At 72.1% G+C, this 17,006-nt stretch carries 11 protein-coding genes; 7 read left to right on the top strand and 4 right to left on the bottom strand.

Annotated elements, in window-relative coordinates; genetic code table 11:
• The first annotated feature begins 38 nt into the window (after positions 1 to 38).
• Positions 39 to 1,529: an aromatic amino acid ammonia-lyase gene (locus BXA11_RS19635; RefSeq protein WP_076436556.1), complete on the top strand. Its 1,491-nt coding sequence runs from the start codon at positions 39 to 41 to the stop codon at positions 1,527 to 1,529.
• 4 nt (positions 1,530 to 1,533) lie between these two features.
• Here the strand turns inward: BXA11_RS19635 and BXA11_RS19630 are convergent, their stop codons facing one another.
• The gene (locus tag BXA11_RS19630; RefSeq protein ID WP_076436554.1) at positions 1,534 to 2,760 is read right to left on the bottom strand and encodes a DUF6716 putative glycosyltransferase; all 1,227 of its coding nucleotides are present in this window, start codon (positions 2,758 to 2,760) and stop codon (positions 1,534 to 1,536) included.
• A complete protein-coding gene (locus BXA11_RS19625; protein ID WP_076436552.1) occupies positions 2,757 to 3,788 on the bottom strand; it encodes a hypothetical protein in 1,032 nt (343 codons plus the stop codon). Before BXA11_RS19625 ends, BXA11_RS19630 begins: the two co-directional genes overlap by 4 nt.
• 250 nt (positions 3,789 to 4,038) lie before the next feature.
• On the opposite strand from BXA11_RS19625, the gene BXA11_RS19620 reads away from it, so the two are divergent.
• The 6 genes from BXA11_RS19620 (at position 4,039) to BXA11_RS19595 (ending at position 11,651) form a co-directional block, all read left to right on the top strand.
• The gene (locus tag BXA11_RS19620; protein WP_083744401.1) at positions 4,039 to 5,544 is read left to right on the top strand and encodes a sulfatase family protein; all 1,506 of its coding nucleotides are present in this window, start codon (positions 4,039 to 4,041) and stop codon (positions 5,542 to 5,544) included.
• A 330-nt stretch (positions 5,545 to 5,874) separates the two neighbouring features.
• The gene (locus BXA11_RS19615) at positions 5,875 to 7,224 is read left to right on the top strand and encodes an ABC transporter substrate-binding protein (protein WP_076436547.1); all 1,350 of its coding nucleotides are present in this window, start codon (positions 5,875 to 5,877) and stop codon (positions 7,222 to 7,224) included.
• Between the two features lie 84 nt (positions 7,225 to 7,308).
• Positions 7,309 to 8,283, top strand: coding sequence for a carbohydrate ABC transporter permease (locus BXA11_RS19610; protein ID WP_030507006.1), 975 nt, complete (start codon positions 7,309 to 7,311; stop codon positions 8,281 to 8,283).
• 80 nt (positions 8,284 to 8,363) lie between these two features.
• Entirely contained in the window at positions 8,364 to 9,170 is an 807-nt protein-coding gene (locus BXA11_RS19605) for a carbohydrate ABC transporter permease (protein WP_204053733.1), read from the top strand.
• 41 nt (positions 9,171 to 9,211) lie between these two features.
• Entirely contained in the window at positions 9,212 to 10,603 is a 1,392-nt protein-coding gene (locus BXA11_RS19600) for a GH1 family beta-glucosidase (protein ID WP_076436542.1), read from the top strand.
• Positions 10,604 to 10,631: 28 nt separating this feature from the next.
• Positions 10,632 to 11,651 carry a LacI family DNA-binding transcriptional regulator gene (locus tag BXA11_RS19595; protein ID WP_030507009.1) on the top strand — a complete coding sequence of 340 codons (1,020 nt, stop codon included), beginning with the start codon at positions 10,632 to 10,634 and terminating at the stop codon, positions 11,649 to 11,651.
• Positions 11,652 to 11,945: 294 nt separating this feature from the next.
• Here the strand turns inward: BXA11_RS19595 and BXA11_RS19590 are convergent, their stop codons facing one another.
• Together BXA11_RS19590 and BXA11_RS41410 are read right to left on the bottom strand one after the other, a co-directional pair.
• A complete protein-coding gene (locus BXA11_RS19590; protein ID WP_076436540.1) occupies positions 11,946 to 15,080 on the bottom strand; it encodes a non-ribosomal peptide synthetase in 3,135 nt (1,044 codons plus the stop codon).
• Entirely contained in the window at positions 15,077 to 16,996 is a 1,920-nt protein-coding gene (locus tag BXA11_RS41410) for a non-ribosomal peptide synthetase (protein ID WP_159454807.1), read from the bottom strand. Before BXA11_RS41410 ends, BXA11_RS19590 begins: the two co-directional genes overlap by 4 nt.
• Between the last annotated feature and the right edge of the window lie 10 nt (positions 16,997 to 17,006).

Raw genomic sequence — 17,006 nt, 5'->3', positions numbered from 1 at the left:
TCATAGGATTCTGAGAATCGGGTGCCTACAGTCCGGACATGTCCGCCGTCGAAGGCACCATCGACCTCAGCGCTCCGCTGCGCTCAGCCGACCTGCGCCGCGCCGCGGCACCGGTGTCCGTCGTGGTCGACGCGTCCGTCCGTGACCGCGTCGAGCGCGGCCGTGACTTCCTCCGCGACGTGCGGGAGGAGGAACGTCCGGTCTACGGCGCGACCACCGGATTCGGCGCCCTCGTCGGGTTCGCCGGCCGGGAGGAGGAAGCGGACCAGTGCGACAACACCCTGGCCCACCTCGGCGCCGGGCAGGGGCCGGATCTGGCCGATGACGTGAGCCGGGCCGCGATCCTCGTGCGTACGTGGTCGCTCGCCCAGGGGGCGTCCGGCGTGTCCGCACACGTGGTCGACGGGCTCGCCGCGATGTTCACGACGACGTTCGTCCCGGCGATCCCACGCTACGGGTCGGTCGGCGCGAGCGGGGACCTGATCCCGCTCGCCTATGCCGCCCAGGCACTGCGTGGCCGGGGACAGGCGTATCTCGACGGTTCGCGGATGCCCGCGGCCGAGGCACTGCGCGATGCCGGGCTGACCCCGTTGGCGCTCGACGGCCGGGACGCACTCGCGCTCGTCAACGGCACCTCCCTCACCACGGCCGCGACCGCCCTGGCCCTGGACAGCGTCCGGTCCTCGCACCGCGCGCTGCAGGCGCTCACCTGCCTGCTGGTCGATCTGCTCGGCTGCGACCCGGGCTTCCTCCACCCGCGCCTGCTCGGCGCCTACGGCCATCCCGGCGCGGTCGACGTCGCCGACGGCATGCGCAAGACCCTTGCCGGCACCCTCCCGGCCGGCACCCGCCCGCTGCAGGAGCCGTACAGCATCCGCTGTTCGCCGCAGCTGCTGGGCGCCGCCGAGGACGCCCTGCGCTACGTCGACGGTGTCGTCGCGGCCGACCTGTCCAGTGTCAGCGACAACCCGCTGTTCTTCCCCGACGACGACCTGGTCGTGCACGGCGGCAACTTCTTCGGGCAGCCGGCCGCGTTCGCCGCCGACGTCCTGGCGATGGTCACCGCTCAGCTCGGCAACCTCGCCGAGCGGCAGCTCGACCTCCTCGTCGACCCGGCCCGCAACGGGGGCCTGCCTCCTATGCTCGCCGCCGGACCCGGCCGCCAGCACGGGATGCAGGGGGTGCAGCTCGCCACGACCGCGTTCGTCGCCGAGATCCGCCGCGCCGCCGTGCCGGCCAGCACGCAGAGCCTGCCGACCAACCTGCACAACCAGGACGTGGTGCCGTTCGGCACCCAGGCCGCTCTGCGTGCCTACGACATGGCCGAACTGCTGCGGCTGCTCTGCGGGTCGCTGGCGGTGGGGTTGCGGCAGGCGGCGCACGTCGGCGCCCGCCGCCCCACGGCTTCGGGCTGCGCCGCGCTCCTCGACACCCTGGTCGAGGCGATCCCCGCGGTCGATCCCGACCGCGCGCTGGACGCCGATGTCCGCAGGGCCGCCGAGCTGCTCACCGCGACACCCCCGGGGTGAGCGTCTAGAACGCCTTGAGATAGCGGCGCACCCGGCGCTTGGCGCGGTAACCGTACCGCAGGACCCTGGGCGGCACCTCCAGGCGCAGCCGGGCGCGCCGGCGGGCGGCCGCGTGCTCGGGACCGTCGAGGAGCGAGCGGGCCGGCTCCAGCGTCCCCGCGCGAGCCGCGGCGACCAGCGCGGCGACGCGGCCGGTCCAGTCGCTGGCCGAGGAGTCGTGGAAGTAGTTGGCCCGGCACCACTCCTCGGCGGGGACCCGGAAGTCCGCCGTGGCCAGGTCGTCGAGCGTGCCCAGGCAGCCGCTGCCCTCGAACACCAGATTGATCATCTCCGCGCTGACCCCGAAGTCGGACAGCACGAGCAGCGGCACGCTCCCGGCGATCGCCTCGAGCGCGGCCGTCGAGCTGACCGTGACGAACCCGGCGGCGCGGCTCAGATGCTCGTGCATCGGCCCGGCGGCGAAGCGTACGGCGCCGGCGGGCACCCGGCCCTCGGCCTCCATCGCGGTCCACAGCCGTTCGTAGTGGTGCCGTTCGTTGTGCGTCTGCCGCTCGTCGTTGCGGGCCCGCAGCTTGACCACCACGTCGAGGTCGGGCCTGGCCTGTCCGAGGCCGGCCAGGGCGAGCAGGATCCGCTCCCGCTCCTCGCGCCGCCGGGGCACCTTGGCCTGGGTGGCGAACACGACGCGGTCGCGTACGCCCCCGGCGCCGTGCGCGGCCGGTTCGCGGGGCAGGAGGTCGAGGTAGGGCAGGCGGGCCAGCGCCACCGCCCCTCCCCCGCCGAGCCGCGCGCCGATCTCGGAGAACTCGGCGACCTCCCGGCCGCTGTGCACGACGAACAGGTCGCAGCCGCTGCGGAACAGCCAGGCCTTCTCCGTCGCGGGCACCGAGATGCCGGGCAGCCCCGACACCAGCACCGGCCGGGGCCGCAGCCCGGACAGCGTCTCCGCCGCCAGCGCGTCCACCACCGGCCCGGTGCAGGCCAGCAGCACGGCGTCGGGCCGGAACCGTTCGGCGGCCCGGCGCAGCTGCCGCGCCGTCAGCACCGGGGGAAGCGCCTCGCCCTGCGCGCGGGTCCCGCTCACCGCGGAGGCGATCTGCGCCGCGGAGGGGGTGATGGGCGTGCGGACGACGGCGAGGTCCGTGACCCAGTCCTCCGGAGTCGCGTCGAGCAGGCCCGCGGCCCACTTGAGATACGAGTCGGAGTCGGCCACGGCGAGCAGACGGGTCAAGGAGCGACCTTTCCGGGATCGTGCGTGAGGGGCTGGTGAGGTTCGTGCGCGAAGAGCTGGAGGTGGGAGCGCAGCGACGGTACGGCCGACGCCGTCCACCAGTCGTCCGGCACGTCCACGGCCTCCACCCGTACGCCCCGGGCCGACAGCAGGACGCGCAGCGAGGTCACCGCGGTGGACGGCAGGCTCAGCACCCGCTGGTCCGGCCGCAGGTCGCGCAGCGTCATCTCGGCGGGCGCCCCGGCGTCGTACACGGTCAGTCCGGCGATCCTGCGCACCCGGTCGAGGTCACCGGGATCCTCGCGCCGGTGGGGGAAGTACGCGACGGGCTCGTCGATCCGCTCCAGCCAGCGCAGGTAGCGGTCGCGATGGATGAGCCCGTTGCGTACGAGCGAGGTGCCGAGCACGACGGTGCGCTCCGGCGGCGGACGGTCGGCGGGCTGGGCGCGCAGCCAGGCGAAGTCGTGCCGGACGAGCGGCACGCCCGTGCGCTCCACCGCCTCGGCGAGGCCGGCGGGCACCGGGAGCGCGGTGAACGCCGTGGGCCTGCGGGTGCGCAGGCGGAACCCGGCGGCGGCGGCGAGCACCTTGCGGCCGAGGCCCGCGGTCCCGCGGGCGCGCAGCAGCGGGCGGCGCGCGACCAGCAGCTCGAGCAGGCGGATCGTGGCCAGCCCGTCGTCCACCAGCACCGTGCGGCCGGGGAGGGCCGTGGCGAGGGCGAGCTGGACGCGCCCGGAGAAGGCGTCGCCCACCGCCCAGACGCGGCCCGGCCGGGGCACCCGCTCGGCCGGCTCGGCGAACTCCAGCCCGTCGGGCAGCCCGAGCCGCTCGAGCTCGCGGCGGGTCATTCGCAGGGCCGGCAGCCCGGCCCGCGGCACCACCGTGGTGACGGATCCGAGGAGCCCCGCGTGGTGCGCCTCGACGACGCACAGCATCTGCAGGGGGGACTCCACCCACGCGACGGCCTGCCCCTGCTCGGCGGCGTGGCGCCGTCCCTCGTTCTCCACGCCCCGTAAAGAAACGTTCACGACGCGCTCACCCTAGCCGCGCGACACGACGAGGACGGGAACGCGCGGTGAACAGACCCCGAAGGGATCTCCTCGGCGCGTTACGGCAGCGTGGAGGGCATGGACGCCGTCACTCTCGGCGACGACACACGCTCGGCCTGGCCGGCAGCGGAGGATTCACCAGAAGAATCACCCACATAACGGACGCAGCGCGGTCGCGCGATCACGCTGCGGCGTTTCCCCCGGTGAACGCGTGGCAATGATTGCTGCCGTGCCCCAACCACGACCATCGAGAAAGCTGTGGGCCGGGCTCGCCGCGGCGCTCCTGCTGTGCCTCGCGCTCACCGGCGCCTCCCGTGCCCAGCCCGCCCCGGCGGCTCACCGGCCCAACATCGTGCTGATCCTCACCGACGACCTGGACGCGTCGGATCTGAGCCGGTTCCCCAACATCACCAACCTCCTGGTGCGCCAGGGCACCACCCTGTCCCGCTTCTTCGTCACCAACCCCTGGTGCTGCCCCTCCCGCTCGTCCATCCTGCGCTCGCAGTACATGCACAGCCACCACGTGGAGAGCAACCGGTCGCCGACCGGCGGGTTCCCGAAGTTCCGGCCACTGGAGGCCTCCACCCTCGGGACATGGATGCACGACGCGGGCTACCGCACCGCTCTCATGGGCAAATATCTCAACAACTATCCCGAGGGCGCCCCGCGCACCTACATCCCGCCCGGCTGGGACGAGTGGCACGTCCCCGTCACCCGCCTCTACCAGGAGTACGGCTACGCGCTCAACGAGAACGGCGTGGTCCGGCGGTACGGCGACGCCCCCGAGGACTACCTGGAGGACGTGCTGAGCGCCAAGGCCGCGGCGTTCGCGACCGATTCCACCAGGGGGGACACCCCGTTCTTCCTCTACCTCGCCCCCGTCGCGCCGCACCTGCCCGCGCACCACGCGCCGCGCCACGCCGCCGCCTTCGCCGGCGAGCAGGCGCCGCGGACCGCGTCGTTCGACCAGGCCGACCTGTCGGCGGAGCCCCGCTGGCTCCGCGAGCGCACGCCGCTGTCGGCCGCCGACACACGCCGGATCGATCGCGTCCACCGCGACCGGCTGCGCGCCATGCTCGGTGTCGACGACATGGTCGGCGCCCTGGTCGAGGCGCTGAGCCGGGCGGGCCGCCTCGACGACACCTACATCGTCTTCACCTCCGACAACGGCTTCCACCTGGGCCAGCACCGGTTGCGGCCGGGCAAGACGACACCCTTCGAGGAGGACATCCGGGTGCCGATGGTGGTGCGCGGGCCGGGCGTGCCCGCCGGGGGCGTGATCGACGCGCTCACCTCGACGGTCGACCTCGCGCCCACGTTCGCCGAGCTGGGCGGGGCCACGGTCCCGCCCACGGCCGAGGGCCGCTCGCTCGTCCCGCTCCTGCGCGGGCAGCACGTCCCCTGGCGCGACACCGTGCTCGCCGAGTTCTACCACCCCTCCTACTCGCCGCACTCGCCGCCCACGTACGCGATGCTGCGGACCGGGCGGTACGCGTACGTGGAGTACGAGACCGGGGAGCGGCAGCTGTACGACCTGCGGGACGACCCGGCGGAGCTGCGCAATATCGCGGCGACGGCCGACCCGTTCCTGACCTTGGCGCTCTCGGCCCGGCTCGCGCTGCTGCGGGCCTGCTCCGGACCGACCTGCCGGGTGGCGGACGCCGCGGTCCCAGGCACAGGAGTCTCGGTGAGCGGCGGAGTGTCCGTGGGGACGGCCGGGGCGGCGCACGAGTGAGGTGATCGATCTTATCAGGGCGGGCGCCCCGGCAGGTTCGGGGCGTCCGCTATTCATTTCTGCCCATATGGATATGGGAGCGCTCCCAAGCGTGGTATGTCCTATTATGTCCCCTTGACCGGCTCTAACCACCCAGGGAGTAACAGTTAGGTTTCGGCATATTGACGCCTCGGTTGCTCATAGAGGACCCTTCGTGGGAGCGCTCCCAACGTGCTCGACACAGGGCGGGGAGCACCGAGCACAACCTTCGATCGCGGGCCGTGAGATCGGGGACCGGCCTGGGATGCACTCCCACAGACGATTCGGGATACCACCTGAGAGGGGTCCGGAATGATTGACAACTCGCGCCGCGGCAAACTGCTCGCGGTCGCCGCGGTGGCCGCGCTGGCTCTCGGCGCCGCCGCCTGCGGGTCCGACGACACGGGCACGGGCGCGGCAGCGGGCGGCGGGTCCTCGGCGGCGGCCGGCCCCGTCACCGTCACGCTCCAGACGTTCGGCGGCGGCAAGAACTTCGGCTACAAGGAGGCCGTCGACAAGTGGAACGCCGAGCACAAGGACATCCAGATCAAGTATGACAACCTGACCGACCAGTTCGAGCAGGTCTACTGGCCGCAGATGATCCAGTGGCTGCAGTCCGGCGCGGGCGCCGGCGACGTCGTCGGCATCGACGAGGGCGGCATGGGCCTCGCCAAGGCGCACCCCGAGTGGTGGGCCGACCTGGGCGAGTTCGGCCTGCAGAACCGCAAGGCCGACTTCGCCGCCTGGAAGTGGGAGAACGGCGTCACCGCCGACGGCAAGCTGTTCGGCCTCGGCACCGACGTCGGCGGCATGAGCCTGTGCTACCGCCGTGACCTGTTCGAGAAGGCCGGTCTGCCCGCCGACCGCGACGAGGTCAGCAAGCTCTGGCCGACCTGGGACGACTTCATCCAGGTCGCCCACAAGTTCCAGGACAAGATCAAGGACACCAAGTTCGTCGACGGCACCAACACGCTCTACAACGTGGTCCTGGTGCAGGAGGCCGCCAAGAACGGCAACGTCTCCTACTTCGACAAGGACAACAACCTGATCGTCGACAAGAACCCGGCGGTCAAGACGGCGTACGACTTCGCCCAGAAGATCAGCCAGGAGGGCCTCACGGCCAAGCTGCGCAACTTCACGCCGGAGTGGAACACCGGCATGAAGAAGTCGCAGTTCGCCACCCTCGGCTGCCCGTCGTGGATGCTCGGCGCGGTCAGCGGCGACGGCGGCGCCGGACCGGACTTCAAGGGCAAGTGGGACGTCGCGGCGGTGCCCGGCGGCGGCGGCAACTGGGGCGGCTCCTGGCTCGCCGTGCCGAAGCAGTCGAAGCACCCCAAGGAGGCGGCGCAGGTCCTCGACTACCTGACCGGTAAGGACGCCGAGGTCAGCGTCTTCAACTACGCCGGCAACATGCCGAGCAACATCCAGGCGCAGCAGGACCCGGCCGTCCAGGGTGCGAAGAACGAGTACTTCAACGACGCCCCCGTCGGTGACATCTTCGCCAAGTCGGCCGCCGCGCTCCAGCCGGTCTTCCTCGGCGTGAAGCACGCCCAGGTCAAGAACGCCATCGAGTCGGTCGTCTCCGCCATCGACGACGGCTCGGTGCCGTACGCGAACGGCTGGAAGAAGCTCGTCGACGACGCCGTGAAGGCCGCGGGCTGATCCAGCCCGCCAGGTGAGCACCGGTCCGCCGCAGCGGCACCCCGCCGGCGGGCCGGTCGCCTGCTTTCACCCGAAAGGTAATCAATGAGCCTGCACGTCGACGCCGGGCACCCCACCCGGGCACCGATGCCGCCCAGCCGGAGGCATGTCCGGCCGAGACCGGGCCGGTCCTTCATGACCTGGCTGGACCTCAAGGCCGCACCGTACCTCCTGGTCTCTCCCTACTACCTGCTCTTCCTGGTCTTCGGGCTCTTCCCGCTCGCCTTCACCCTCTACTACTCGTTCTTCGACTACGACCTCACGGGGACGGTCGAGTGGACGGGCCTCGGCAACTTCACCGCCCTGCTCGACGACGCCGCCTTCTGGAGGGCTGTCGTCAACACCCTCGCGATGTTCGTCATCGCGACGGTCCCGCAGATTCTGCTGGCGCTGCTGCTGGCCAACGCGCTGAACAAGCGGTTCAAGTTGCAGCTGTTCGTCCGGCTGGGCGTCCTGCTCCCCCTCGTGACCTCGGTCGTCGCGGTGGCGGTCGTCTTCACCCAGCTGTATGGCCGCGACTGGGGCGTGGTCAACTGGGTTCTCGGCTGGTTCGGGGCCGACCCCATCGACTGGAAGGCCGAGCGTCTCCCCTCCTGGCTCGCCATCGCGACCATGATCGACTGGCGCTGGACCGGCTACAACGCGATCATCTTCCTGGCCGGCATGCAGACGATCCCCAAGGACCTCTACGAGGCGGCCTCGATCGACGGCGCGTCCCGCCGGCGCCAGTTCTGGCAGATCACCGTTCCGATGCTCCGGCCGACGATGATCTTCGTCGTGCTGAACTCCACCATCGGCGGTCTCACGCTGTTCTCCGAGCCGACGACGTTCTACAACGGCAACGTCCACGGCGGCACCAACAGCCAGTTCCAGACCGTCTCGATGTTCATCTTCGAGCAGGGCTTCCGCGAGTTCGACTACGGCTACGCCTCCGCGGCCGCCTGGCTGCTGTTCCTGCTCATCCTCATCGGATCGGCCATCAACTTCCTGCTCATCCGCCGGATCGGGGGCAACAAGTGACCACGCTCTCCGCGCCCACCCAGACGCGGCGGCGCCGCAAGGCGCCGGGGGGTACGGGCAGTCTCTGGACCGCCACGCCGATGACGAGGCTCATCCTCGCGGTCACGATCATCATCTCGGCGTTCCCGCTGTACTACATGATCGTCATCGCGTCCCGGACCAACACCGAGGCGACCGACATGCCGCCGCCGTTCCTACCCGGCGGCAAGCTCGGGGAGAACATCCAGCGCGTGCTGACCAACCCCGACGCGCACTACATGACCGGTCTCACCAACTCGCTGATCATCTCTGCCACGGTGACGATCTCGGTGGTGGTGATCTCGACGTTCGCCGGCTTCGCGTTCGCCCGGCTGAAATTCAAGGGCGGCAAGATCCTGCTGCTGCTGGTGCTGCTGACCATGATGGTCCCGCTGCAGCAGATGGGCCAGGTCCCGCTCTACCGGCTCATGGTCAACCTCGAATGGGTCGGCTCGATCAAGGCCGTGATCCTGCCCTTCCTGCTCAACGGCTTCGGCGTCTTCCTCATGACGCAGTACACCGAGCAGGCCGTGCCCAACGAGCTGGTCGAGGCCGCCCGCGTCGACGGCGCCTCCACCCTGCGGATCTGGTGGAACGTCATCCTGCCCGCCGTACGGCCGGGCATGGGAGTGCTGGGCATCAACACGTTCATGCTGAACTGGAACGAGTTCATGTGGCCGCTGATCGTGCTGAACCCGGACAACCCGACGGTCCAGGTCGCCATCAACTCGCTCAACGCGAAGTACGGGACGGACTACGTGCTGATCTTCAGCGGCACGCTGTTGTCGATTCTCCCGCTCATCGTCGTCTTCATCCTGTTCGGCCGACAGATCATCGGCGGACTCATGGAAGGTGCGGTCAAGGCGTGACAACGCAAGGCACACGTCCCGAGGCAGAGGCCCCCAGTGTGATGTTCCCCACCGGGTTCGTCTGGGGCGCCGCCACCTCCGCCTACCAGATCGAGGGCGCCCTCGCCGCCGACGGGCGGGGCCGCTCCATCTGGGACACCTTCTGCAGTCAGGACGGGCGGATCGTGGGCGGCGACACCGCCGAAATCGCGATCGACCACTTCAACCGGTATCGCGAGGACGTCAAGCTCATGGCGGACCTCGGCCTCACCGCCTACCGGTTCTCCGTCTCCTGGCCGCGGATCCAGCCCGACGGCTCCGGCGCGTACAATCGCAAGGGCCTCGACTTCTACAAGAGGCTCGTCGACGAGCTGCTCAGTTACGGCATCGACCCGTGGCTGACGCTCTACCACTGGGACCTCCCCCAGGCCCTGGAAGACGCGGGCGGGTGGCCGTCGCGTGACACGTCGAAGCGCTTCGCCGACTTCGCCGCGACCGTGCACGCCGAGCTCGGCGACCGGGTCAGGAACTGGAGCACGGTCAACGAGCCCTGGTGCGCCGCGTTCCTCGGCTACGCATCGGGCGAGCACGCCCCCGGACGGCGCGAGCCGGCCGCCGCGCTGCGCGCCGCGCACCACCTCAACCTCGCGCACGGTCTGGCCGTCCAGGCGATGCGGGCGCAGAACCCCGACTCGCTGATCGGCGGGTGCGTCAACGTCTACCCGGTCACGGCCGCCACGAACAGCGAGGCCGACCAGGACGCCGCCCGCCGCATCGACGGGCTGCAGAACCGCTTCTTCCTGGACGCCCTGCTCAAGGGCTCCTATCCGGAGGACGTGCTGGCCGACCTGAGCCACCTGTCCGACATGGAGTTCATCCACGACGGCGACCTGGCCACGATCGCGGCACCGATCGACATGCTGCTGATCAACTACTACAGCCGCTTCACCGTCTCCGGCGCGCCCGGCGGCGCGGCGTCCGCGGCCGCCGCGCCGACGGACTCCGGGTCGCCGTGGATCGGCAGCGAGCACGTGGGCTTCGTCAACGGCGGCCGCCCGGTCACCTCCATGGGCTGGGAGGTCGACGGCAGCGGCCTGCTCGAGATGCTGCAGCGGCTCACCGACGAGTATCCGCGGGTCCCGCTCTACATCTCGGAGAACGGCGCCGCCTACGACGACGTGATCGGCGAGGACGGCGCGGTGCACGACCCCGAGCGGGTGGACTACATCGACGCCCACCTGCGGATCTGCCACACGGCCATCGAGTCGGGCATTCCGCTGCAGGGGTACTTCGCCTGGTCCCTGATGGACAACTTCGAGTGGGCCTGGGGCTACGGCAAGCGCTTCGGTCTCGTGTACGTCGACTACGAGACCCAGGCGAGGACCATGAAATCAAGCGCTTTGTGGTACGCCGACGCCATCAGACACGGCGGGCTTCTGGGTCGGGCACAATAAGCGCAGACGCGATAAGGGGGCAGTATAGATGAACGGGGACCGCCGTTCCGGAGGCCGGCCGACTCTGGAAGCGGTCGCCGCGCGCGCCGGGGTCGGCCGCGGCACCGTGTCGCGGGTCATCAACGGCTCGCCGAAGGTGAGCGACCGCGCCCGCGACGCGGTGTTACTGGCGATTCAGGAGCTGGGCTACGTGCCCAACCGGGCGGCGCGCACCCTCGTGACCAATCGGACCGACACCATCGCGCTGGTGGTGTCGGAGTCGGAGCAGCGCGTCTTCGACGAGCCGTACTTCGCCGGGCTGATCCGCGGCATCGGCTCCGCCCTGGCGGAGACCGGCCTCCAGCTCATCCTGACGATGGCGCAGAACCGTGCCGAGCACGACCGGCTGGAGCACTACCTGACCGGCCAGCACGTCGACGGCGTGCTGCTCACCTCGGTGCACGGCGCCGACCCGCTGCCGGGACGGCTGGAGGAGCTGGGCGTGCCGACCGTGCTGGGTGGCCGCCCGGTCGGGCTCAACCCGTACAGCTTCGTCGACATGGACAACCGGGCCGGCGCCCGGCAGGCGGTCAAGTACCTGCTCTCCAAGGGCCGTACCAAGATCGCCACCATCGCCGGTCCGCAGGACATGGGCGTGGGTGTCGACCGTCTCGCCGGATACCGCGACGCGCTGCTGGCCACCGGTATGACCGAGCGCGTCGCGTACGGCGACTTCTCCGAGGAGAGCGGGGAGGCGGGCATGCGCGACCTGCTCGCCCGTCACCCCGACCTGGACGCCGTGTTCACGGCGTCCGACCCGATGGCGGTCGGCGCGCTGCGGGTGCTGAAGGAGCAGGGGCTGGTCGTGCCCGACGACGTCGCGCTGATCGGCTTCGAGGACTCCAAGGTGGCGCTGCACACCGATCCGCAGCTGACGAGCGTGCACCAGCCCACGGAGGCGATGGGCCGGCAGATGGTCCAGCTCCTGATCGCCCGGATCAACGGCGAGCCGCTGGAGCAGCCGGTCGTCATCCTCGACACGCACCTGGTGATCCGCACCTCCGCCTGACGCGCCGCGGCCGCGAGGAGACCGCAACGACGAGACCGCCGCGCACCCGAGGGTGCGCGGCGGTTTTGCCCTGCCGGCACGGCGGCCAGACCCGGGAACGGTCGAGTGGTGTCAGTCTCCAGGCCGCGCCTGTGCGGGTGAGGCGGTCGCGGAGACGGCGCCAACCGGTGGCCCGCGGTGCACCGGCTCGACCGCCGGCCTCCTGACCCTGCCGCCTTGACCCACAGCGCCGCCCAGAACGCGCTCGGACGGCATGAGGCGGCCGCCCGGGAAACACAGGCGCCCGCCTCGCGGTCAGTGGTCGGCGGACGACAGCAGCCGCTCGGCCTCCTCGTCCGAGAGCTCCTCCAGCTCGGCCACCAGCAGGTCCTCCAGCGCGACCGCCAGCTCGGCCACCGTGCGCCGCTCGAAGATCGTGCGGACCGGGACCTCCACGCCGGTCGCCCGGCGCAGCCGGGCCGCGATCCTCGTCGCGAGCAGCGAGTGCCCGCCCAGGGTGAAGAAGTCGTCGTTCGCGCCGATGGAACCGACGCCGAGCAGCTCCGCCCAGATCTCGGCCACCAGCAGCTCCGCGTCCGTGCTCGGCGGGACGTGCCCGGCCGACGAAGCCCGCACCGGCGCGGGCAGCGCCGCGCGGTCCACCTTGCCGCGGCTGGTGAGCGGCAGCGCGTCGAGCACGACCCAGGCGGTCGGGACGAGATGGCGGGGCAGGGTCCGCGCGAGGTGCGCGGCCAGCTCCTCCCCGGTCACGGTCCCGGTCACGTACGCCACCAGTTCCTCGGCGTGGACGGTGACGAACGCCTGGCCGACCCCCGGATGGTCGAGCAGCCGCGCCTCGACCTCGCCCGGCTCGATGCGGAAGCCGCGGACCTTGAGCTGCCCGTCGAGCCGCCCGAGGAACTCCAGCGTGCCGTCCTCGTTCCAGCGCGCCCGGTCGCCGGTGCGGTACCTCCGCGATCCCGGCGGCCCCAGCGGGTCGGGGACGAAGGCGGCGGCCGTGAGCGCCGGGCGGCGCAGGTAACCGCGCGCCACCCCGGCGCCGCCGATGACCAGTTCGCCGATCACGCCCTTCGGGACCGGCGCCCCGGCCGCGTCGAGCAGGTGGACCGTCGTCGCGCCGACGGGCCGGCCGATCGGGGGCCTGCCGTACGGCGTCGCGCCGAGGTCGGCCGCGGTCGCGATGACCGCGGCCTCGGTCGGGCCGTAGGTGTTCACCAGGCGGACGCGGTCGCCGAACCGGCCGCGCCAGCGCGCCACCGCGCCCCCGGACGCCTGCTCGCCGCCGATGACGACCAGGCGGAGCGCGGGCGGCCAGGCGATCTGGTCGATCTCCTCGACCAGGTGGTGCCAGTAGGCGGTGGGCAGGTCGAGCATCGTGATCCGCTCCCCGCCCGGGGCGGCCAGCAGGTCGGGCAGCGTCGCCGCCCCGCCGGGCAGCAGCACCAGGGCCGCTCCCGCGGCGAGCGTGGGGAAGACCTCTTCGAGGTGCGTGTCGAAGCTCAGCGACGCGAACTGGACGACGCGCTCTCCGGGCGCCAGGCCGTACTCCTCCCGCATCCACCGGATCCGGGCCGCGATGGCGCGGTGCTCGACGGCGACGCCCTTGGGCCTGCCGGTCGAGCCGGAGGTGGAGATCACGTAGGCCACGTCACCCGGGCGCGCCTCCTCCGGTCCCTCCGGGTCGCCGGGGGCCGCGTCGTCCGCGCCGTCCGCGCCGTCCGCGCCGTCCAGCGGGTCGACGGCGGTGAGCCCGGCGGGCAACGCCCGGGTCGTGATCACGTGCGTCGCCCCGGCGTCCGCGAGCGAGAAGGCCAGCCGTTCCTCCGGCTCGTCCGGCTCGAACGGCATGTAGGCCGCGCCGGCCCGCCAGACGGCGAGCAACGCGGTGATCGCCTCGACAGAACGGGGCAGGCAGACGCCGACCACGTCGCCGGAGCGCACGCCCCGGGCCCGCAGCGCGGCGGCGAGCCGCGCCGCCCGCCGGTCCAGTTCGGCGTAGGTGACCTCGGTCTCCCCGCAGACAACCGCGACGGCGCCGGGCGTGCGGCGGACGACCCCCGCGATCATCTCGGGAACCGTCGTCTCGGGAACCACGAGTCCGGCGGCGTCGGCGCCGTCGCCGGCCATGGCGCGGATGTCGCTCTCGTCGTCGCCGGTCCACAGGCGCAGCTCGGAGATCCGCCGATGCGGCTCGGCCACCGCCGACTCCAGCAGGAGCAGGAAACGGTCGGCGAGCCGGCGGACGGCCTCCGCCTCGTGGGGAGAGCCGCTGGACCCGTCGTGGCCGAACGACACGACGATCTCGCCGTCCTCGAACCACGCCTCGGCGTACAGGCCGAGCTTGACCTGCCGGTAGCCGTCGGGGAAGAAGCCGACGGACAGGTCGCCGAACGGCCGGGTGGGTCCGAGGTCCTGGGTATGCAGGATGAACATGGTCGGCATCAGCGCCTCGGCGGGATGCCCGATCCGCTCGAACGGCACCGAGGGCCGGCTCAGCGCCGTCAGCGTCTCCTGCCTGGTGCGCCCGAGCAGCTCCGTGAACGACGGGTCGCCGTCGAGGTCGCCGCGCAGCACGACGGTCTGCGAGAGGTAGCCGATCATCGGCTCCAGCTCGACCCGGTCGCGGCCGGCCACGGCCGTGCCGACGAGAACGTCGGTGTGGCCGGTATGGCGGTGCAGCAGCACCTGGTAGGCCGCCATGAGCACGGTGAACAGGGTGGTCCTGTGGTCGCGGGCGAGCCGGTCCAGCTCGGCCGCGACCTCCCGGCCCAGCCGGACGACCTGGAAGTCCCCGGGACCCTCGCCCCCGTTTCCCACACCGCAGGGCAGCTCGGGCGGCGGCGGATCGGCCAGCCGCTCCTGCCAGTACGGCACCGCGCGCTCGGCGCGGCGGCGCTGCCAGCGGGCGTAGTCGGACGGCTGGACCGGCAGCGGCGCCAGGCTCGGCGCGCGCCCGTGCAGGCGCGCGGTGTAGCACTCCGCCAGGTCGTCGAAGAGGATCCCCAGCGACCAGCCGTCGCCGATGATGTGGTGCATCGTGACGCACAGCACGTGGTCCAGCGCGCCGATCGCGATCAGCGCGACGCGCAGCGGCACGCCCTCGGCGAGGTCGAACGGCGCGTTCACCCGCTCGGCGACGATCCGCCGGGCGTGCTCCTCGTCGCCGGCCTGGATCCGTTCGACCGGCGGGACCGACTCCGCCGCCCCCGGCGGCCCGGCGACCGCCCAGGGGACGCCGTCCTCCTCCTCGAACCGGGTGCGCAGGCCCTCGTGGCGGGCCACCACGTCCGCGAGCGCCCCTTCCAGGGCGTCCGCGTCGAGAGGTCCACGCAGCCTGCGGACGGTGTACATGGTGTAGGAGGCGTCGGCGGGGTCCAGCCTCTGCAGCAGCCAGAGCCGTTCCTGGCCCGGGGACAGGGGCGCCCTCATCTGTCCGACGCCATCTCGTCGAGCACGGCCGCCAGGTCCTCGGCGCTGAGGCCGTCGAGCTCGTCGCGGAGCGCGGCGATCTCGGTCAGGTCCAGGTCGTCGTCGTCGAGCCGGTCCATCGCCGCCGCCAGCTCGGCCACCGTGGGGTTCTCGAACAGCACCACGATCGGCACGCTGGTCGCGAAGCGCGCCTGGATCCTGGCGATGATCTGGGTGGCGGTCAGCGAGTGCCCGCCCAGCTCGAAGAAGTCGTCGTCGACGCCGACCGGCTCCGCGATGCCGAGCACCTCCCCCCACATCGCCGCGAGGTCCTGCTCCAGCGGCGTGGACGGCTGCCGGTACGGCCGGCTCCGCGCCCGGGTCCACTCGGGCACGGGCAGGGCCTTGCGGTCGAGCTTGCCGTTCGGGGTGAGCGGCAGGGCGTCCAGCATCACGAGGTGCGCGGGCACCATGTATTCGGGCACGTCGCGGCGCAGCCGGTCACGCAGGGACGGCCACAGGTCGGCCTCCTCGGGCTCCCCGGCCGCGCGCACGACGTAGGCGACCAGGCGCGGCAGCCCGTCCGGGCCGTCGCAGACGCCGACGGCGGCGTCGGCCACCTCGGGCGCGGCCCGCAGCACGGTCTCGATCTCGCCGAGCTCGATCCGGAACCCGCGCACCTTCACCTGCTGGTCGGCCCGGCCCAGATAGCAGAGCCTGCCGTTCTCGATCCTCGCGAGGTCGCCCGTGGCGTACAGGCGGGCCCCCGGCGCCGCGGAGAACGGGTCGGGCAGGAACCTGGCCGCCGTCTGGCCCGGCATGCCGCGGTATCCCCTGGCCAGGCCCGCGCCGCCGATGTGCAGCTCGCCGGCCTCGCCGGGCGGCACGGGACGCCCGTCGGGACCGAGGATGTGCACCGTCGTGTTGCCGATGGGCTCGCCCAGGTCGACGGCGGCGGGCGACGGGCTGACGCGCCCGGCCGTCGACCAGACCGTCGTCTCGGTCGGGCCGTACACGTTCCAGAGCCCGGCGCTTCCCTCAAGGAGAGCGTCGGCGAGGTCGCGGGGCAGCGCCTCGCCCCCGCACAGCCGGGTCGCGACGTTCTCGGGGACCCCGCCGGACTCGAGCAGGATGCGCCAGCTCGCCGGGGTCGCCTGCATGATCGTGACCGCCTCGGCCACGGCGCGCGACCGCAGGGCGCGGCCGTCCGCCGTCTCGTGCCCGGACGCGACCACCACGCGGGCGCCGCAGGCGAGCGGCAGGAGGAGCTCGAGCACCGAGATGTCGAACGACAGCGTGGTGACCGCCAGCCAGGCGTCCCGCGGGGTGAGCTCCAGCAGGGAGGCGAAGGACTCCAGCAGGTTGACCACCGCGCCGTGCGGGACGGCGACCCCCTTGGGCCTGCCGGTGGAACCGGAGGTGTACATGAGGTAGGCCAGGTCGCCCACCGCGTCACCCACCGCATCCCCCACCGGGCCGTCGGATGGCACGCCGCCATCACCGGACGCCCCGCCGGCGACGGGAACGCCGTCCTGGGCAAGCTCGACGACGTCGGGGACGCCCTCGAGCAGCCGGGACTCGACGCCCTGGCCGGCCAGCACCAGCCGGATGCCCGCGTCCTCCCGCATGAACCGGAGCCGCTCTTCGGGGAAGCCCGGGTCGAGCGGCACGTAGGCGCCGCCGGCCCGCCACACGGCGAGCAGGGCGACGACCATGCCGGGGCAGCGCTCCAGGCACAGGCCGACCGGGACCTCCGGGCCGACTCCGCGGGCGCGCAGCAGCGCCGCCAGCCGGTCGACCCTGTCGTGCAGCTCCCGGTATGTCAGCACGCCGTCGGCACCGCTCACCGCGACCGCGTCGGGGCTCGCGTCACGCCACCGGCGGATCAGCGCGAGCGCCGTATCAGGGCTGGTCACGCCGCTCACCGCGTCACTCACTTTCAACACC

The sequence above is a fragment of the Microbispora rosea genome (assembly GCF_900156315.1).
GTDB classification, from domain to species: Bacteria; Actinomycetota; Actinomycetes; order Streptosporangiales; family Streptosporangiaceae; genus Microbispora; species Microbispora rosea.
Note: the sequence above shows the minus strand (reverse complement) of the source record. Positions and strands in the feature narration are given on the sequence as shown.

Bases quoted from the DNA above. Each gene is read 5' to 3' on its own strand.
- BXA11_RS19635 (WP_076436556.1), top strand. From the start codon at position 39: ATGTCCGCCGTCGAAGGCACCATCGACCTCAGCGCTCCGCTGCGCTCA.
- BXA11_RS19615 (WP_076436547.1), top strand. From the start codon at position 5,875: ATGATTGACAACTCGCGCCGCGGCAAACTGCTCGCGGTCGCCGCGGTG.
- BXA11_RS19610 (WP_030507006.1), top strand. From the start codon at position 7,309: ATGAGCCTGCACGTCGACGCCGGGCACCCCACCCGGGCACCGATGCCG.
- BXA11_RS19605 (WP_204053733.1), top strand. From the start codon at position 8,364: ATGACGAGGCTCATCCTCGCGGTCACGATCATCATCTCGGCGTTCCCG.
- BXA11_RS19600 (WP_076436542.1), top strand. From the start codon at position 9,212: ATGTTCCCCACCGGGTTCGTCTGGGGCGCCGCCACCTCCGCCTACCAG.
- BXA11_RS19595 (WP_030507009.1), top strand. From the start codon at position 10,632: ATGAACGGGGACCGCCGTTCCGGAGGCCGGCCGACTCTGGAAGCGGTC.
- BXA11_RS19590 (WP_076436540.1), bottom strand. From the start codon at position 15,080: ATGAGGGCGCCCCTGTCCCCGGGCCAGGAACGGCTCTGGCTGCTGCAG.